This is a genomic window from Limnohabitans sp. Jir61 (genome assembly GCF_003063545.1).
GTDB lineage: Bacteria > Pseudomonadota > Gammaproteobacteria > Burkholderiales > Burkholderiaceae_C > Limnohabitans.
On record NZ_NESD01000004.1, the window covers coordinates 94,360 to 111,185 of the forward strand.

21 protein-coding genes, 1 other RNA gene and 1 pseudogene are annotated in these 16,826 nt (G+C 51.1%); 18 read left to right on the forward strand and 5 right to left on the reverse strand.

What is annotated here, in order from left to right; all coding sequences use genetic code 11:
- Positions 1-16: 16 nt before the first annotated feature.
- Complete coding sequence (dnaX, locus tag B9Z35_RS11810; RefSeq protein ID WP_108283914.1) at positions 17-1,969, reverse strand: DNA polymerase III subunit gamma/tau; 1,953 nt, start codon at positions 1,967-1,969, stop codon at positions 17-19.
- A gap of 35 nt (positions 1,970-2,004) precedes the next feature.
- On the opposite strand from dnaX, the gene ffs reads away from it, so the two are divergent.
- From ffs to B9Z35_RS11825, 3 genes are all read left to right on the forward strand, one after another.
- Positions 2,005-2,101: signal recognition particle sRNA small type (ffs, locus tag B9Z35_RS11815), an RNA gene on the forward strand.
- Between the two features lie 109 nt (positions 2,102-2,210).
- Positions 2,211-2,600 (forward strand): hypothetical protein, encoded by a 390-nt coding sequence (locus tag B9Z35_RS11820; protein WP_146178992.1) that lies wholly within the window; start codon positions 2,211-2,213, stop codon positions 2,598-2,600.
- A 175-nt stretch (positions 2,601-2,775) separates the two neighbouring features.
- A complete protein-coding gene (locus B9Z35_RS11825) occupies positions 2,776-3,021 on the forward strand; it encodes a hypothetical protein (protein ID WP_146178993.1) in 246 nt (81 codons plus the stop codon).
- Between the two features lies 1 nt (position 3,022).
- Here B9Z35_RS11825 and cyoE read toward each other — a convergent pair whose 3' ends face one another.
- A complete protein-coding gene (gene cyoE / locus B9Z35_RS11830) occupies positions 3,023-3,907 on the reverse strand; it encodes a heme o synthase (protein ID WP_108283917.1) in 885 nt (294 codons plus the stop codon).
- Positions 3,908-4,061: 154 nt separating this feature from the next.
- Between cyoE and B9Z35_RS11835 the strand changes: the two genes are divergently transcribed.
- The 7 genes and pseudogenes from B9Z35_RS11835 (at position 4,062) to B9Z35_RS11860 (ending at position 9,078) form a co-directional block, all read left to right on the forward strand.
- Positions 4,062-4,676, forward strand: coding sequence for a cytochrome c (locus B9Z35_RS11835; protein ID WP_233246568.1), 615 nt, complete (start codon positions 4,062-4,064; stop codon positions 4,674-4,676).
- Between the two features lie 39 nt (positions 4,677-4,715).
- Positions 4,716-5,555: pseudogene (gene coxB, locus B9Z35_RS11840) on the forward strand (cytochrome c oxidase subunit II); the annotation flags it as partial.
- Positions 5,556-5,623: 68 nt separating this feature from the next.
- Positions 5,624-7,252 (forward strand): cytochrome c oxidase subunit I, encoded by a 1,629-nt coding sequence (gene ctaD, locus B9Z35_RS11845; protein ID WP_108283920.1) that lies wholly within the window; start codon positions 5,624-5,626, stop codon positions 7,250-7,252.
- 10 nt (positions 7,253-7,262) lie between these two features.
- Entirely contained in the window at positions 7,263-7,379 is a 117-nt protein-coding gene (locus B9Z35_RS13120) for a cytochrome oxidase small assembly protein (RefSeq protein WP_370444130.1), read from the forward strand.
- Positions 7,376-7,975, forward strand: coding sequence for a cytochrome c oxidase assembly protein (locus B9Z35_RS11850; RefSeq protein WP_108283921.1), 600 nt, complete (start codon positions 7,376-7,378; stop codon positions 7,973-7,975). Before B9Z35_RS13120 ends, B9Z35_RS11850 begins: the two co-directional genes overlap by 4 nt.
- On the forward strand, positions 7,965-8,174 hold the full coding sequence (locus B9Z35_RS11855; RefSeq protein WP_108283922.1) for a DUF2970 domain-containing protein: 210 nt from the start codon (positions 7,965-7,967) through the stop codon (positions 8,172-8,174). The genes B9Z35_RS11850 and B9Z35_RS11855 overlap by 11 nt, the downstream gene beginning before the upstream one ends.
- Positions 8,175-8,193: 19 nt before the next feature.
- Positions 8,194-9,078: a cytochrome c oxidase subunit 3 gene (locus B9Z35_RS11860; RefSeq protein ID WP_108283923.1), complete on the forward strand. Its 885-nt coding sequence runs from the start codon at positions 8,194-8,196 to the stop codon at positions 9,076-9,078.
- Positions 9,079-9,141: 63 nt separating this feature from the next.
- Here B9Z35_RS11860 and B9Z35_RS11865 read toward each other — a convergent pair whose 3' ends face one another.
- On the reverse strand, positions 9,142-9,366 hold the full coding sequence (locus tag B9Z35_RS11865) for a twin transmembrane helix small protein (RefSeq protein ID WP_199219821.1): 225 nt from the start codon (positions 9,364-9,366) through the stop codon (positions 9,142-9,144).
- A 49-nt stretch (positions 9,367-9,415) separates the two neighbouring features.
- Between B9Z35_RS11865 and B9Z35_RS11870 the strand changes: the two genes are divergently transcribed.
- The 5 genes from B9Z35_RS11870 (at position 9,416) to B9Z35_RS11890 (ending at position 13,058) form a co-directional block, all read left to right on the forward strand.
- Positions 9,416-10,189 carry an SURF1 family protein gene (locus B9Z35_RS11870; RefSeq protein ID WP_108283925.1) on the forward strand — a complete coding sequence of 258 codons (774 nt, stop codon included), beginning with the start codon at positions 9,416-9,418 and terminating at the stop codon, positions 10,187-10,189.
- Positions 10,164-10,859, forward strand: a complete 696-nt coding sequence (locus B9Z35_RS11875; RefSeq protein ID WP_108283926.1) for a hypothetical protein — start codon at positions 10,164-10,166, stop codon at positions 10,857-10,859. The genes B9Z35_RS11870 and B9Z35_RS11875 overlap by 26 nt, the downstream gene beginning before the upstream one ends.
- Before the next feature lies 1 nt (position 10,860).
- The gene (locus tag B9Z35_RS11880; RefSeq protein WP_108283927.1) at positions 10,861-11,292 is read left to right on the forward strand and encodes a hypothetical protein; all 432 of its coding nucleotides are present in this window, start codon (positions 10,861-10,863) and stop codon (positions 11,290-11,292) included.
- A 93-nt stretch (positions 11,293-11,385) separates the two neighbouring features.
- Entirely contained in the window at positions 11,386-12,384 is a 999-nt protein-coding gene (locus B9Z35_RS11885; protein ID WP_108283928.1) for a heme A synthase, read from the forward strand.
- 86 nt (positions 12,385-12,470) lie between these two features.
- A complete protein-coding gene (locus B9Z35_RS11890; protein WP_108283929.1) occupies positions 12,471-13,058 on the forward strand; it encodes a hypothetical protein in 588 nt (195 codons plus the stop codon).
- Here B9Z35_RS11890 and B9Z35_RS11895 read toward each other — a convergent pair.
- Entirely contained in the window at positions 13,036-13,335 is a 300-nt protein-coding gene (locus B9Z35_RS11895; protein ID WP_146178994.1) for a hypothetical protein, read from the reverse strand. The two genes, B9Z35_RS11890 and B9Z35_RS11895, sit on opposite strands and share 23 nt — an antisense overlap.
- Before the next feature lie 85 nt (positions 13,336-13,420).
- On the opposite strand from B9Z35_RS11895, the gene B9Z35_RS11900 reads away from it, so the two are divergent.
- Positions 13,421-14,272, forward strand: a complete 852-nt coding sequence (locus B9Z35_RS11900; RefSeq protein WP_108283931.1) for a formate/nitrite transporter family protein — start codon at positions 13,421-13,423, stop codon at positions 14,270-14,272.
- Here B9Z35_RS11900 and B9Z35_RS11905 read toward each other — a convergent pair.
- On the reverse strand, positions 14,269-15,018 hold the full coding sequence (locus tag B9Z35_RS11905) for a DsbA family oxidoreductase (RefSeq protein ID WP_108283932.1): 750 nt from the start codon (positions 15,016-15,018) through the stop codon (positions 14,269-14,271). The two genes, B9Z35_RS11900 and B9Z35_RS11905, sit on opposite strands and share 4 nt — an antisense overlap.
- Here B9Z35_RS11905 and trxA point away from each other — a divergent pair.
- Both trxA and rho read left to right on the forward strand, forming a co-directional pair.
- Positions 14,993-15,325: a thioredoxin TrxA gene (trxA, locus tag B9Z35_RS11910; protein ID WP_108283933.1), complete on the forward strand. Its 333-nt coding sequence runs from the start codon at positions 14,993-14,995 to the stop codon at positions 15,323-15,325. The genes B9Z35_RS11905 and trxA overlap by 26 nt on opposite strands.
- A gap of 207 nt (positions 15,326-15,532) precedes the next feature.
- The gene (gene rho, locus B9Z35_RS11915) at positions 15,533-16,795 is read left to right on the forward strand and encodes a transcription termination factor Rho (RefSeq protein WP_108283934.1); all 1,263 of its coding nucleotides are present in this window, start codon (positions 15,533-15,535) and stop codon (positions 16,793-16,795) included.
- Positions 16,796-16,826 lie beyond the last annotated feature (31 nt).

A 16,826-nucleotide genomic window follows, 5' to 3' on the forward strand; every position in this document is an offset into this window, starting at 1 on the left:
AATAAAGCGGTTGGACTTAAAGTGGCTTGATGCTGCCCGGCACGATCTTGGCACCGTAGTCACGCATCAAACTTTGAACATAAGAGTCGTTGAGGATGATGACCTCGGCCCCTGCTTGACGCTGCGCGGCAGCGGCTGCGTTGCGTTTGGCGGGGCTATCTTGCACGCGGCCCACTTCCACCGTCAGGCGCACGGGATAGCCCGCAGTTTCGAGCGCTTTTTGCAAACGCTCGCGGCTGGTGGTGCTATTGAGCGACTCGCGCTCGACGCGCAACATCCATGTGTCGGTGTCACGTGCCACCAGTTGCGACTGCAAGCCCAGCTCGCGCACCAATGCGTTGATGGTTTCGGCAGCCGACATTTCCATAACCAGCTTGTGCCAAAACTCACCTTCGGGCGTGGCCACGATTTGCGGCACTTCGGTGGTGGGCATTTGTGGCTCAAGCACGGCGCTAGGTTCGGCTTGTTGGCGCACGGGCATGGCCACCACAGCGGCGTCTGAGTCGTGGTCGTAACTCGGACTGTCGCTGCCATCGGGGTCGAAGCTGGGGTCGTCTTCCCACGGGGCCACTTCACGCGGCTGCATGTCGCGCACGGGCAAGGCTTGCACGGGGGCTGCGGGTTGGGGCTCGGGTTGGCGTTGTGCAACGACTGGCGGTGCTTGCACTGCAGCCGGTTGTACAGGCGTAGCTCTGGGAGTTGGCGTTGTCGCAATGTGAGGCTGTGCGACTTGAACTGGCGCAGCAGACACTTGACTCACCGGCTGCGCAACAGGCTGGGCCGCAGCTGATACAGGCGCCGAAGTGGCGCGTTGCGGATTAATTAGAGTTTTTTTTTCAGCCGAGGCCGAAGCAGAGTTTGCAGCTTGGGGTTTGAACGCCAACAATCGCAACAGCACCATCGTCAGTGCTGCGTATTCATCTGGGGCCAACCCAAGCTCTTGGCGGCCATGCAAACTCAAGCTGTAGAGCAGCTGGGTTTCATCAGGGGGCATCACGCCAGCCAAGCGCGCCATCTCGGCGGCTTCGGGGTCTGAGGCATCAGCCTCAGCCATGTCGGGCACAGCCTGCAACACGGCCATGCGCTGCAACACCATCGACATGTCTTCTAGCGTGGCCGCAGCGCTCAGGCCATTGAGGCGCAAAGCTTCTGAGGTTTCCACCACCGATTTACCGTCATCATGCGCCAAAGCTTCGATCAAGCGGAACACATGCGAGCGGTCGGCACTGCCCAACATTTGGCGCACAGCGGCTTCTTGTAATTGGCCACCGCCGTAGGCAATGGCTTGGTCGGTCAGGCTCAGCGCATCACGCATCGAGCCACGCGCGGCACGGGCCAACAGGCGCAAGGCTTGGGGCTCAGACTCAATGTTTTCTTGGCCCAACACATGGCCCAAGTGCTCCAGCACCGTCTCGGGGGCCATGGGGCGCAGGTTGAACTGCAAGCAGCGCGACAACACAGTAACCGGCACTTTTTGCGGGTCGGTCGTGGCGAGCACAAATTTCAAATATTCAGGCGGTTCTTCGAGCGTCTTCAACATCGCGTTGAACGCGGTGTTGGTGAGCATGTGCACCTCGTCAATCATGAAGACTTTGAAGCGGCCTTGCACAGGCTTGTAAACGGCCTGCTCCAGCAGGCTCTGCACTTCGTCTACGCCGCGGTTAGACGCCGCGTCCAATTCGGTGTAATCGACAAAGCGGCCCGCATCAATATCAGTACACGCTTGGCACACGCCGCAGGGGTTGGCGGTGATGCCGCCTGTGCCATCCAGACCTTGGCAATTGAGCGATTTGGCCAATACGCGTGACACGGTGGTCTTGCCCACCCCGCGTGTGCCGGTAAACAAATAAGCATGGTGCAAACGTTGAGTCGTCAGCGCGTTCGTCAGCGCCTGCACGACGTGCTCTTGCCCCACCATCTCCGTGAAGGTTCTGGGACGATATTTGCGAGCGAGCACGAGGTACGACATAAGCCAAGCATTCTATGTGACCTACAATAGTCCTCGACGGGCCTCCTCACATGGTGAAGCGGCCAACCGGGTCAGGTGGGGAACCAAGCAGCCCTAACTGTGGAGCCAGTGCTGAGGGTCGGGCCCGTCACCTTATTCGCCAACTTCGAACATGCAAGATGGCATTGAATTCGCAAAAAAAATAAACCTGATGAATTAGTTTCTAGTCAACGTGCACGTCTCACACTTGAAAGGATACATCGTGAAAAAAATTACAACTTTCATCTTTGCAGTAGTGACTTGTAGCGGTGTATTCGCGGACCTATACAAAGCCGAATTCGTGGCGCCTGGAAGCTTCGGTGGCCCAAATACAAATTTCAGTTTTGTCGTTGACCTTAACTTCACAGATAGCGGATCTATTTCTGGTGAAATTAAGAATTTCTACGGAGCAAAACATTGCCCATGGAACGGCGTTCAATTGAGTGGCTCCAATTTGGCGAATGGAAACTTTCGTTGGTCAAGTGATGAAAATATCAACAAAGGCTGCGGCAAGTTGGTTTTTGTTGGAAAGAAAGAGGGAGCCAAGCTGGTTGGCTACCTACCTAGATTCCAAGGCATCAAGGTTGACCTTGAGCTAGAGCCAACGAATTGATCACCTTGACTCCACCTCGTTGAATTAATCTGAATGTGTAGTCTGGGGACGTAAATTTTTTAATTCAATCACGCTTGGCGTGTAGATCTTCAGCAAATCTATCAAAACCCTCGAAAACCCTAGCTTTACAAACCAGTTAATACCCCTAAACTGAAAATAAATAAAGGGGACGGCTATGAAGTTTCATCGATTTTTCTTGATCGTTTGGCCATCTGCTCTTGGTGCTGCCTTGATGGAGATGTTGGTTTTCTCGGTAATTGACCCAACGGAAATACCAAGTATTGCCCATGCCATGGGGGTGGTTTCCACACAAGGCGTGTACAGCTTGGCTTTTTTTATTTTCTGGGCGGCTATCAGCTTTGCTTGCACGCTGACGCTGTTCCTCGCCCAACCCGTTACCAATAAGTACGCGCCAATCTAATTCAAAACAGATAGTGGTCTACTAAAAGGGCTGCAAAAAGCGCGGATAAATGAATCAAAGAAAAACGGAATGTTTTTCGAGCCAGCTCATCTGAATAATTCCGCAAAAGTGCAATGGCGTAGCCAATAAATCCAGCGCTCAAGACCAAGGCGACAACCAGATACAACCACGAACTCATGCCAATCACAAATGGCATCAAACAAGCCGCCATCAACAGGATTGTGTACAACAGAATTTGCACCCTAGTGAATTGGTTGCCATGCGTAACAGGCAACATAGGTAAACCGGACTTGCGATAGTCCTCTACGCGGTATAGCGCCAATGCCCAAAAATGTGGAGGTGTCCACAGAAAAATAATCAAAAACAAAATCAAAGCCGGCGAACCCACATCGCCGGTGATAGCAGCCCAACCCAACAGAGGCGGCATGGCGCCAGAGGCACCACCGATCACAATATTTTGAGGCGTTAAAGGTTTGAGAATGAGGGTGTAAACAACGGCATAGCCGATGAAAGTGGCAAAGGTCAGCCACATGGTCAAAGGATTAACAAACACGTAAAGAATCAGTGATCCAAGTGAGCACAAAACAGCAGAAAAACATAAGGCTTGGGCATCTGATAGCTCTCCCCTTGCGGTAGGCCGCCATGCCGTGCGACGCATTTTGGCATCGAGCGTTTTTTCAACCAAGCAATTGAAAGCAGCAGCAGCCCCTGCAACCAACCAAATTCCGAGGCAAGCCAACAAGATATGAATCCAAGCATCTTGGGAAGGCCAACCGGGTATGGCGAGCACCATGCCAATGAGTGCGCAAAACACGATTAGTTGGATCACACGCGGCTTGGTGAGCGCGTTGTATTGATGAATGACGTTGGCGTAGTGAATAGACATGTAGCGATGATCTCAAAATCAATTGACGGGTTTACCCTTACCTTTGATGTAGATCAATGTGCCTTATAGTATTTCCGTATATTAAAAACTCCTTCACCAAAAAATGCAAAGTTCTAAACTGGGATTTTTAACAGCAACATTTTCTTTGTTGCTGATGTCACTTAACCCTGCACATGCCGATGACTTAGTTGGCAATGCCGCCAACGGCGAAAACAAAATCGCTATGTGTATTGGCTGTCATGGCATTGTTGGATATCAATCCAGCTTCCCTGAGGTTTATAAAGTCCCCATGATTTCGCGACAAGGCAGCCGCTACATCGTCAATGCCCTCAATGCCTACAAAAGTGGTGAGCGCAAGCATCCAACGATGCGAAGCGTAGCCAAAGGTCTTACCGATCAAGACATGGCAGACATTGCTGCATATTATGAGTCGCACGGTTCGGCTACAACCGTTCCTGATCAACCTGGTGCACCATCCGCACAAGTCAACGAATTGCTGACCAAAGGTGCCTGTAACTCCTGCCACGGTGCGAACTTCAGCAAACCCTTAGACCCAAGCTTTCCAAAGATTGCTGGACAACACCGCGATTATTTGTTCGTTGCCCTCAAGTCGTATAAATCGGAAGGCAACTCCACATGGGGTAGAGGCAATGCCATCATGGGCGGTGTCGCCAAGCAGTTCACGAATGCTGAGCTCAGAGAATTAGCCAACTACATTGGCAAGCAACCCGGCGAATTGCAGGTCGTACCTCAAGCCAAGTTCCGCTGATCCGCTTGAATTCCTCATCAATTACACCTAGATAACAAAATGACGAACACTATGACCAAGACTTTTGCATCGGGCCTGATTTGGGTTGGGGCTTGGGCAGCAACTGCAGCTCACGCAGTCAACGATTTACCTGGCGGCCCAGCAGTACATCAACTCAATATGCATCCCCCCGTCACCAAAATTGCTGCTGAACAGCACGCATTGCATTGGATGATGATGGTGATCTGTATGGTGATCTTCGTGGCGGTATTTGGTGTGATGTTTTATTCCATTTGGAAGCATCGCAAATCGGTTGGCCACCAACCTGCGCACTTTCATGAGTCCATCAAAGTTGAAATTGCTTGGACGATCGTGCCTTTGATCATTGTGGTGATCATGGCCATTCCAGCCACAAAAGCTGTCGTTGCGGGTAAAGACACTTCCAACGCTGACATCACCATCAAGGCCACTGGTCACCAATGGCGTTGGGGCTACGATTACCTCAAAGGCGAAGGTGATGGCATTTCGTTCATCTCCTCTTTGGACAACGAGCAACGTGTGCTTTCGAATTCAGGCGCTGTAGGCGCAAACATAGACAACTACTTGCTCAAAGTCGACAACCCCTTGGTTGTGCCTGTCAACAAAAAAGTACGCATCATCACCACCAGCACTGACGTGATTCATGCATTTGCTGTTCCGGCTTTCGGCATCAAACAAGATGCAATTCCTGGCTTCGTGCGTGACACTTGGTTTAAGGCTGAACAAACCGGCGACTTTTATGGCCAATGCCAAGAGCTGTGCGGTAAAGAACATGCTTACATGCCCATCCATGTCAAAGTACTCAGCGAAGCTGATTACACAGCATGGGTCAAGACCCAACAACCTAGCAAAAGCTCTCAAGCAACTCCCGCACAGCTAGTTGCTCAAGCCAGCGTCGTTAAATAATTAGTTACAAAAGAGGTTATCTCATGAGCGCAGTAATCGATTCGCACGGTCACGTAGCTGGCCATCACGATCACGAGCATCATCACGCACCTGAAGGCTGGCGCCGTTGGGTGTTTGCCACCAACCACAAGGACATTGGCACCTTGTATTTGCTGTTCGCCTTCACGATGCTGATTTTTGGCGGCATTTTGGCGCTGCTGATCCGCGCCGAGCTGTTCCAACCAGGTTTGCAAATCGTAAACCCTGAGTTGTTCAACCAGCTCACCACAATGCATGGACTGATCATGGTGTTTGGCGCCATCATGCCCGCATTCGTTGGTTTTGCGAATTGGATGATCCCATTACAAATCGGCGCGCCTGACATGGCTTTTGCTCGCATGAACAACTTCAGCTTTTGGCTGATGATCCCTGCAGCCTCCATGCTGGGCAGTACCTTTTTCATGCCCGGCGGCGCTCCAGCCACAGGCTGGACCATGTATGCACCCCTCACCATGCAGATGGGCCCTTCGATGGATGTGGCTATTTTTGCCATGCACATCTTGGGTGCTTCGTCGATCATGGGCTCCATCAATATTGTGGTCACCATCTTGAACATGCGTGCACCCGGCATGACGCTCATGAAGATGCCAATGTTTGTTTGGACTTGGCTGATCACTGCTTACCTTTTGATTGCCGTGATGCCAGTGTTGGCCGGCGCAATCACCATGACCCTCACTGATCGCCACTTCGGCACCACCTTCTTCAACCCTGCAGGTGGTGGCGACCCGATCATGTTTCAGCACATTTTCTGGTTCTTCGGTCACCCCGAGGTGTACATCATGATCTTGCCGGCTTTCGGCATCGTCAGTCAGGTGGTTCCAGCGTTTGCGCGCAAAAAACTGTTTGGCTATTCATCGATGGTTTACGCCACTGCATCGATTGCGATTTTGTCGTTCATTGTTTGGGCTCACCACATGTACACCACTGGCATGCCAGTGACAGGTCAGCTCTTTTTCATGTACGCCACCATGTTGATTTCCGTTCCTACGGGCGTGAAAGTTTTCAACTGGATCGCCACCATGTGGCGCGGCTCGATGACTTTTGAAACCCCTATGCTTTTTGCAGTGGGTTTCATCTTTGTGTTCACCATGGGTGGTTTCACAGGCCTCATTTTGTCGATGGCGCCAATTGATTTGCAACTGCAAGACGGCTACTACGTGGTGGCCCACTTCCACTATGTGCTGGTTGCTGGCTCTTTGTTTGCCATGTTCTCTGGCATCTATTACTGGCTTCCTAAGTGGACAGGTGTGATGTACAAAGAATCACGTGGCAAACTGCATTTCTGGTGGACCTTGATTTCTTTCAACGTGACCTTCTTCCCCATGCACTTCTTGGGCTTGGCCGGTATGCCTCGTCGCTATGCCGACTACCCAATGCAGTTCGCTGATTTCAACGCATTGGCATCTGTGGGCGCTTTCGCCTTTGGTATCGCTCAGGTCTACTTCTTTGTGATGGTCATCCTTCCTTGTATGCGTGGTCAAGGTGAAATAGCCCCTCAACGTCCTTGGGAAGGTGCGGAAGGTTTGGAGTGGGAAGTTCCCTCACCTGCACCATTCCACACATTTGAAGTCCCTCCAAAGCTGAACGACGAAGCGACCAAAGTCATTGGCTAACAGAACAAAGATGATGAACACTCAACAAAAGAAAAGTAATCTGCGCCTCGCCCTAATTTTGGCGAGCGTGGTTGCCGTCTTTTTCTGCGGGTTCATCATCAAGATGACTTTGCTGGGCAAGGCATGACTGGATTGAACAAAAATTTCAGCTTGATGAGCAAGCTCTTTGCAGTCACGCTTGTCATGTTTGCCTTTGGTTATTTGCTCGTCCCGATGTACAAAGCTTTTTGTGAATGGACAGGGGTCAACATTTTGGCCCTGAGCGAGCGCGAAGCCAGTGGCTCAATGAATGGACGCGCAGGTTTGACCAATACCCAGGTAGATACCTCACGCACTCTCACAGTTGAATTCGATACCAATGTGCGTGGTCCTTGGCAATTCACGCCTGAAAAGCGTTCTGTTCAAGTACATCCTGGGGAGCTAATTACAGTCATGTTCGATTTTCAAAATGTGCAGGATCGAACCATGTCGGCACAAGCGATTCCCAGTTATGCACCTCGTGAAGCGCAATCCCATTTCAACAAATTGGAATGTTTTTGCTTCAAAGAGTACACACTCGCGCCAGGCGAAAAGAAGTCTTGGCCCGTCGTTTTCTACGTGTCACCGAAACTGTCTAAAGACGTGAAAACCATCACGCTGTCCTACACCTTCTTCGAAGTGGGGTCGGGCGTGCCATCGGCCTCCATCCGACCTGTGATGATTGGAGGGACGGATGAGTCTTGATTCACCAGCAGTTCCTCTTTGGCGCTCCACACTGCGTGCCTTTCAGTCGGTCGCATGGTCTTTTTTAGGAATTCGTAAACGCAGCGAGTCTCAAAAAGATTTGTCCCAAGTAAAACCTGCACAACTCATTTTTGTGGGACTTGTGTCGGGCTTGTTTTTTGTCATTGGATTGATCGTCGTGGTCAATTTAGTTGTCTAGGTTTATTCAGGAGAGAAGCATGAGTGCCAATTCGCACGGTTCCGTTCCACACTATTTCGTGCCTGAGCCATCGCGCCATCCAGCGATGGCTGCCCTAGGCTTGTTTTTTGTCATCTTAGGTGCAAGTCAGTGGGTCAACGACTCAAGCTGGGGTCAATACTCCCTACTCCTCGGTATGGCTATTCTCTTGACTGTGCTTTATCAATGGTTTGGGGATGCTATTCATGAAAGTGAAACAGGCGTTTACGGTGACAACATCGATGCTTCTTTTCGCTGGAGCATGAGCTGGTTTATCTTTTCTGAAGTGATGTTTTTCGCTGCGTTTTTCGGTGCGCTTTGGTGGGCTCGTGCACACTCTGTCCCGAATTTAGGTGAGGCAGACAATTTCGCGTTGTTGTGGCCAGATTTCAAAGCCATTTGGCCTAGCGTTGCTGAAGGCGTCACTGCATCTCCCGCTCAAACCATTGAGCCATTTGTGACGATGTCACCACTGTGGCTGCCTACCATCAATACAGCATTGCTGCTGAGTTCTGGTGTAACCATCACCATTGCACATCATGCACTGCGTGAAAGCGATCGAAGCAAAACCATCCTCTTTATGTGGATGACAGTCTTACTCGGTGCATGTTTCTTGGTATTACAAGGCTATGAATATCACCATGCCTACGCAGAGTTGAACCTCAAATTGTCTTCTGGCATTTTTGGATCCACCTTCTTCATGTTGACAGGCTTCCACGGCTTCCATGTTTTCTTGGGTACGCTGATGTTGCTCATCATCACCCTGCGTCTGCAAAAGGGCCACTTCACAGCTGAGAAACACTTTGGATTCGAAGGTGTTGCTTGGTACTGGCATTTTGTAGACGTGGTCTGGCTGGGCCTTTACGTGTTGGTTTACTGGCTCTAATTAATTTAGAACAAAAAAAAGGCCGTCGATTGACGGCCTTTTTTATAAATGAAATAGATAGCTTTACTGCTGCCCAGGGATAATGCCTGTTGGCTCAATATAGCCAAAAGCCCATAGCAAAAGAATCATTAAAAACAAAGCGACCGAGAGACCAATGCGTAAGGTCAAGGCATTCACCATGCTTTTGTTTTTTGGTTTTTCTGGGTCGGGGCGACGCAACATAAAAAGACCAGCTGCGCCAAGACTGATGAGGATGCCCAAGAATGCAATGCCGATGATGATTTTCATGCCACTAATTATGTCTTTTTATTTGCAATAAAGACTGTTGGACTAACCAATGCGATTTCGATTCACCTCTCAAGCCTTGTTCTCACGTCATTGGTGGGTCTTACTTACGGCGACTGCAATCGTCGCGGGCATCACCGTCCGATTAGGGTACTGGCAACTCGGAAGAGCTCAGTTCAAGGAGTCTCTTTATTCAATAGAACAAGCGCAGGCAAAACTTCCGCCCTTAACGGCTCAAGATTTTTCGAACTCACCTTCTAGGTCTGAAAATCTTCAACGACGCATCGACGTGCAAGGCCAATGGCTGCATCAATGGACAGTCTATCTAGAAAATAGAGCCTTGCAAGGAAAGCCTGGCTTTTGGGTGCTCACACCTTTGCAAATCGCACCCAACCAAGTCTTATTGGTTCAACGAGGCTGGGTTGCTCGGGATTTGGTGCAAAGTGACAAACTGCCGACAATTGAAACGCCTTCTGGCGTCGTTCGTGTGGAGGGCCGATGGGTGCATGCACCTTCGAAGATGATGGAACTCTCACCTACCCATGCAAAGCCATCTGACACCCCACGGCTAAACCCTCTCAGGCAAAATATCGATATTGAAGAGTTCTCGCAAGAGACTGGGCTTACTTTTGTGGCCAATGTATTGCAAACTGGCTCAGCATCTGAGGGACTTATTCGCGACTGGCCAGCTAGCCTATCAGGCGCCGACAAAAACCGAGCTTATGCGCTGCAATGGTTTGCACTCGCTTTCTTGAGCATCGGATTGTTTGGTTGGTTTCAGATCTATCTAAAGTTAAAAAATGACCCAAGTACCACCAAACTCTAAATCCGAACCTATTGGATTGACTGTTTACGATTTACCGTCACCCGTGCAAGTTGCCATGGAGGATGAGGCGCGCACCCGAACTGGTCGCATTCGTATGTTGCTGGTCTTTGCAATTTGTGCAGCGCCCATTTTGTTTTCGTATCTGACTTACTACGTCATCCGCCCCCAAGGAAGCGCTTCGTATGGGGAACTCATCGAGCCACAGCGCGATCTTCCCGCAATCGTGGCTAAAGACCTCAAGGGGCAACCCGTTCAACTGAAAAGCCTGCGTGATCAATGGCTGTTTATTGCAGTCTCAAATGGCAAGTGTGAACAAGCATGCGAGAAACTGCTTTATGTACAACGACAACTCCACAAAAGCTTGGGCAAGCAACAAGACAAGCTAGATCGGTTGTGGTTGATCTCCAACTCAGAACCTGTGGACGCGTCCTTGGTTGAAGCGCTGCAAGGGGCTACCGTTTTAAGAGTTGATACGAACGAACTTTCTCAGTGGCTCTATCCGGCTAATGGTGGACAACTGAAAGACCATTTGTATTTGGTAGATCCCATGGGCCGTTGGATGATGCGCTTTCCAAGTCATGCAGATGTTGGAGATGCCCCTACAAAAATCAAACGCGATTTAGAACGCCTGCTTCGCGCTGCCAACTCATGGGACCAACCTGGACGCTGAAATGAAAAATAAAACACTGGCTGCTTGGATGACATTATTATTCGGCCCCTTGGGCTTTCATCGGTTCTACCTCTTTGGTTGGGGAGATACGTTAGGTTGGATGCTTCCAATTCCAACAGCCCTAGGAATCTACGGATTCTTACGTGTGCAGCAATATGGTTTGGATGATGTCATCAGCTGGTGGCTCCTTCCCATGTTTGGTTTCTTGGTAGCTGCCACCTGTTTAAACGCGATCGTATTTGGACTCATGCGAACCGAGGAGTGGAATCAAAAATTCAATCCCAGCGCAGACCACTTGCATCAAGCCGGACAAACGCAATGGGCCACCATCGGAGCGATTGTCTTGAGCCTTCTCATTGGTACAGCCGCCATGCTATCGGGATTGGCATACAGTTTTCAGCGCTACTTTGAATCAACGCTACCCATTGCTTAGCCGACAAGGCATACCCCCATTCAATGCAACTGAAATTGAATGCAATTAAGATTTGAGACAACTTTCTAACCTTGAAATTTTGGAGTTTCGATTTTGTTCACTGCTCGCCACAAACTCCTTACCCTTTGCATTGTTTTAACACTGTGCGTCGTCAGTCTTGGGGCCTATGTGCGCCTCTCGGATGCGGGTTTGGGCTGTCCTGATTGGCCAGGTTGCTATGGAAAGCTCTTAGGCGTTCCCGACAGTCACAAGGAAATCAGCCATGCAGAAACTGCTTTCCCTCATGCGCCTGTCGAAGCAGGCAAGGCCTGGAAAGAAATGATCCATCGCTACTTGGCAGGTATTTTGGGTTTGCTCATTGCAGCACTTGCTGTGCTCTCCATTTGGCCACGTCGCCATTCGACCTTGATCGTGCCCTCCCTCTTCTTGGTCGGTTTGGTAGGCGTGCAAGCCGCGCTTGGTATGTTGACCGTGACATGGCTTCTCAAACCCGTCATCGTGACACTTCACTTGTTGGGCGGCATGCTCATACTTGCAACCCTCGTTGGCATGTATGCCAAACAAACTTTGGCGTGGGTTGAATTCAGCACACCAGCCATCAAAGTATCAGCTTGGGCCGTGACGGCCCTCGTCCTGACACAGATCGCTTTAGGTGGTTGGACAAGCACCAATTACGCAGCCATGGCGTGTTCTGACTACCCTCTGTGTCAAGGTCAGTGGATGCCATCTAATTTAGAGTGGTCACATGCGTTTGTCTTCAACCGAGAACTGGGACAAACCACCGATGGACAAATGCTCAGTTTGCAAACATTGACGGCCATTCATTGGACCCATCGAAATTTCGCCTTAGTGGTGATGTGCGCGTGCATAGCTTTTGCCATTCAATTAAGAAAACAGACTGAAACTCGCCCCATGGGCAATGCCATGCTGGTCGCTGTGATTGCTCAGGTATTGATTGGTATCGGCAATGTTTGGCTTCAATGGCCATTGGGCATGGCTGTTCTGCACAACACTGGCGCAGCCATCTTGCTTGGGATATCAGTATTCACAGCAATTCAAATACATCGCGCTGATAAACCCTTCACGATCTAATTTTTTAGACCCGTTACCCATAGGCTGAAGAAAAATATTCAGAACCCGCGCTAAAGTACCCCTTAACTCGTGCCGATATGCATGAGATGGCTGAAGAAACGACCCAAGTAACTCCAGACCTAGCGGGCACTGCAAATGTACCGCCTCAGGTCGCTGCGCCCGCTGAAACCAGCGAGCAGCTTGAGGCTGCGCCTGGAACTGATGCGCCTTCGCCCTTGACAGAGAACCCGCAACAAGGGGCACCAGTACCCAGCGCACCTGAAACGGCTGCCAATGCTGCGCCATCGGCTGAAGCCTCAACCGAGTCTGAATCTGATGAGCCCGACCTCCTTCAACCATACTTAGACAAAGCAGGCGAAACGATTCAGCACGAAGTGGCAAGCGAAGAACTAGATACGTTTTTGCGCGGTCATATCAAGACTTTCCGCGAAGAATGGGATGTTTGGGAAGAAAGCGCCCGCGATGCCTACGTCCACTTGATGACATCGCAACTCGTTCAGCGTAAAGCTGCGGCAACACGCATCAAAATTTATGACGAGTTCAAGCTGCCTGTGCCATCAGCCCAAACCACCTTGTTTGAGTCGATCAAGCAGTCACAAATCAAACCCAAAAAGCGTCGCCCCGTATTGCTGATGCCACCTAACTTGCGACCTACTTATTCCCTGAAGAAGTAGTTTTTGCGGCCAAATAATCGGCCAACCCCGCATTGCTCAAACGCACACCAGAGCTGCCACTGTCTTTAGCCACCGCACCACGGATTTGTTTGATCAACAAACCCTTTACATCGCCCTGCATGGCTTGTGTGCGAAGCGCCACATAGCGTACCTGCGCTTTACTTTTATCCATCTTTGATTCCGCCATGGCTTGCAGCCAAAGCCCATCGTCGCGCTTGCCAGCTTCAAGCTCTCGCAAAACCAAGGCGCGAACCATGTTGGAAGATGTGTCAGGCATGAATGAGCTCCGAAAAAACAAAGAGTGCACCAATTCTGCCATTTGAAGTAGTAAATTAAGCAAATCAACAGCAACGAAACACACCATGCCCGAACTGTTTGGCTCTGACGCCTACTCCCCCAAAGAAATTGCTCTCAAAGTCGAAACTGTGGGCGTGGCCAAAGCGCACATGGCCACCCTGCCCTTAGTCATGCTTGGCTTGTTGGCGGGCACATTCATCGGTTTGGGTGGGTTGTTCTTTGTCATCGTCAAGTCTGATGCCAGTTTGAGCTTTGCCGTCAGTCAGCTCTTGGGCGGCTTTGTATTTTGCTTAGGTCTAATTTTGGTGATCATTGCTGGAGCAGAGCTCTTCACGGGCAACAACCTGCTGGCCATGGCTTGGGCCGATAGGCAAATCACCACACGCGAAGTGTTGCGCAACTGGTTGTGGGTGTGCGCGGCCAACTTTGTGGGTACCACGGGCCTTGCACTCTTGGTGTACTTGAGCGGTCACACCCACGCCAATGGTGGTGCAATTGGTGCCACGGTATTGAAAATTGCTCTGAACAAACAAAACTTGGTGTGGCACGAAGCGTTTTTCAGAGGCGTGCTATGCAATGTATTGGTATGCATGGCTGTGTGGATGGCCATGGCGGGTCGCAGTGTGATGGACAAGGTAATTGCCATCGTCTTCCCCATCACCGCCTTTGTGGCGGCGGGGTTTGAGCACAGCATTGCCAATATGTATTTCATGCAGCTTGCGCTGATCATTCAATACTTCGAACCTGCGACAGCGGGTAACGCTCTGACTGTGGCCGGCATGTTTGGCAACTTGGTGCCCGTGATTTTGGGCAACCTGGTGGGCGGCAGCGTGTTTGTGGGCTTGACCTACCACCTCATCTACCGCGTGGCGGCTGCAGCGCAGCCCACTACAACGCCGCTGATCGAAAAGAATTAATCGTCGGTGGCTGCGTTCATCGCTTCTTCCATGCCTTGCAGCAGGGTTTCGGCCTCATGCGCGCCTGACAGTCCCACTTGACGGTTGAAGATGAAAAACGGCACACCCGTGATGCCCATTTCACGTGCGGCCTTGTCACTATCTATGGTTTGGCTGTGCAGGGCTGAATTTTGCAAATGTGCCTCAGCCACTGCACGGTCCATGCCGGCGGACTCGGCAATGTCCATCAAGACAGACGCCTCGGTCAAATCCTTGCCTTCTAAAAAGTAGGCCTTGAAAAAGGCTTCCACCATGGCGTCTTGTTGCATGCCAGGCTCAGACACCGCTATCAGGCTGTGCGCCACGACGGTGTTGGGTTGGCGGCTGATTTTGTCAAAAGCGAATGGAATACCCACCTCTTTGCCGACGCCAGCCACCCGATCGTAAATTGCGGTAGCTTCGTCACCAAACTTGTTTGACACATAGTCCGCGCGTGCCATACCTTCGGGCGCCATGTCTGGGTTGAGCTGAAAGGTGTGCCAGTGCACCTCTGGGTCGACATCTGGGTGCTGAATTGATAAAAGTGCCAAAGCACGCTCTAAACGCCTTTTGCCGATATAGCACCAGGGACAGACAACATCCGAAACAACATCAATGGTGAGAGTTTTCATGGGGGTACTTGGTTTCTGCCACAATGCCCCAACTGTAGCTCTATCGCCAATTGAAAGAGGAAATAAAACCATGGCCAGCGATTTGATCAAACACATCACCGACTCCAGCTTTGAAGCAGACGTCTTGCAAGCGGACAAGCCCGTCTTGGTGGACTATTGGGCTGAGTGGTGCGGTCCTTGCAAAATGATTGCCCCCATCTTGGACGAAGTGGCCACAGCCTACGAAGGCAAGCTGCAAATCGCCAAAATGAATGTGGACGAAAACCGCGACATCCCAGGTAAATTGGGCATTCGTGGCATTCCTACCCTGATGGTGTTCAAAGGCGGCCAATTGGCAGCCACCAAAGTGGGCGCCATGAGCAAAGCCCAACTGACCGACTTCATCAACCAGCAACTGGCCTAATTCAGCGCCAAACGCCTAGTTCTAGAAAGCCCGCAGATTCTTCAGTCTGCGGGCTTTTTTCCTGCCATAATCCGTTTCGAATTCACCTTGCGGCCCATGAGGCTACTCGGCTCCCCATCAGGGCTTGAATTCCGGTCCAGAGGTATTTCTCTCCTCGCTCCGACCCTCCCCCCAATTTTTTAACGAACTCCCCTCTGGAGTCCCAAGATGCATCTGAACGAACTCAAGGCACTGCACGTGTCTGAAGTGCTGAAACAAGCCGAAGCCCTCGAAATCGAAAACACCGGCCGCATGCGCAAGCAAGAGCTGATGTTTGCCATCATCAAAAAACGCGCTAAAGCAGGTGAACAGGTGTTTGCCGACGGTGTGCTCGAAATCTTGCCCGACGGCTTTGGCTTCTTGCGTAGCCCCGACACCAGCTACACCGCCTCGACAGACGACATTTACATCAGCCCCAGCCAAGTGCGCCGCTTTAACCTGCACACCGGCGACATGATCGAAGGCGAAGTGCGCATCCCCAAAGATGGCGAGCGTTACTTTGCATTGACCAAGCTCGACAAGGTCAACGACGACCTGCCTGAGAACAACAAGCACAAGGTCATGTTCGAGAACTTGACCCCCCTGTTCCCCCGCGAACAGATGAAGTTGGAACGCGACATCAAAGGTGAAGAAAACATCACCGGCCGCATCATCGACATCATTGCGCCCATCGGCAAAGGCCAACGCGCCTTGGTCGTCGCCCCGCCCAAGAGCGGTAAGACCGTGATGATGCAGCACATCGCTCACGCGATTTCGGCCAACTACCCTGACGCACACATGATGGTGTTGCTCGTCGATGAGCGCCCTGAAGAAGTGACAGAAATGCAGCGCTCGGTCAAAGCCGAAGTGATTGCGTCTACCTTTGACGAACCCGCCGCACGCCACGTGCACGTGGCCGAAATGGTGATCGAACGCGCCAAGCGTTTGGTCGAACTGAAAAAAGATGTGGTCATCTTGCTTGACTCCATCACCCGCCTCGCCCGCGCATACAACAACGTGGTTCCCTCATCCGGCAAAGTGTTGTCAGGTGGTGTGGACTCCAACGCCTTGCAGCGCCCCAAGCGCTTCTTTGGTGCAGCCCGCAAAGTGGAAGAAGGCGGCTCACTCACCATCATCGCCACCGCCTTGGTCGACACCGGCAGCCGCATGGACGAAGTGATTTTTGAAGAATTCAAAGGCACAGGTAACTGCGAAATTCACCTTGACCGCCGCTTATACGAAAAGCGCGTGTTCCCAGCCATTCAACTCAATCGCAGCGGCACACGCCGCGAAGAACTGTTGCTGCCACCCGAGATCTTGTCAAAGACCCGCATCCTGCGCCAGTTCATGTACAACATGGACGAAATCGAATCCATGGAAATGGTTTTGAAGAGCATGAAGGCGACAAAATCCAACGTCGAGTTCTTCGACATGATGCGTCGCGGCGGTTAACACCTATCTGCGCTACAAAGACAAAGGGCGT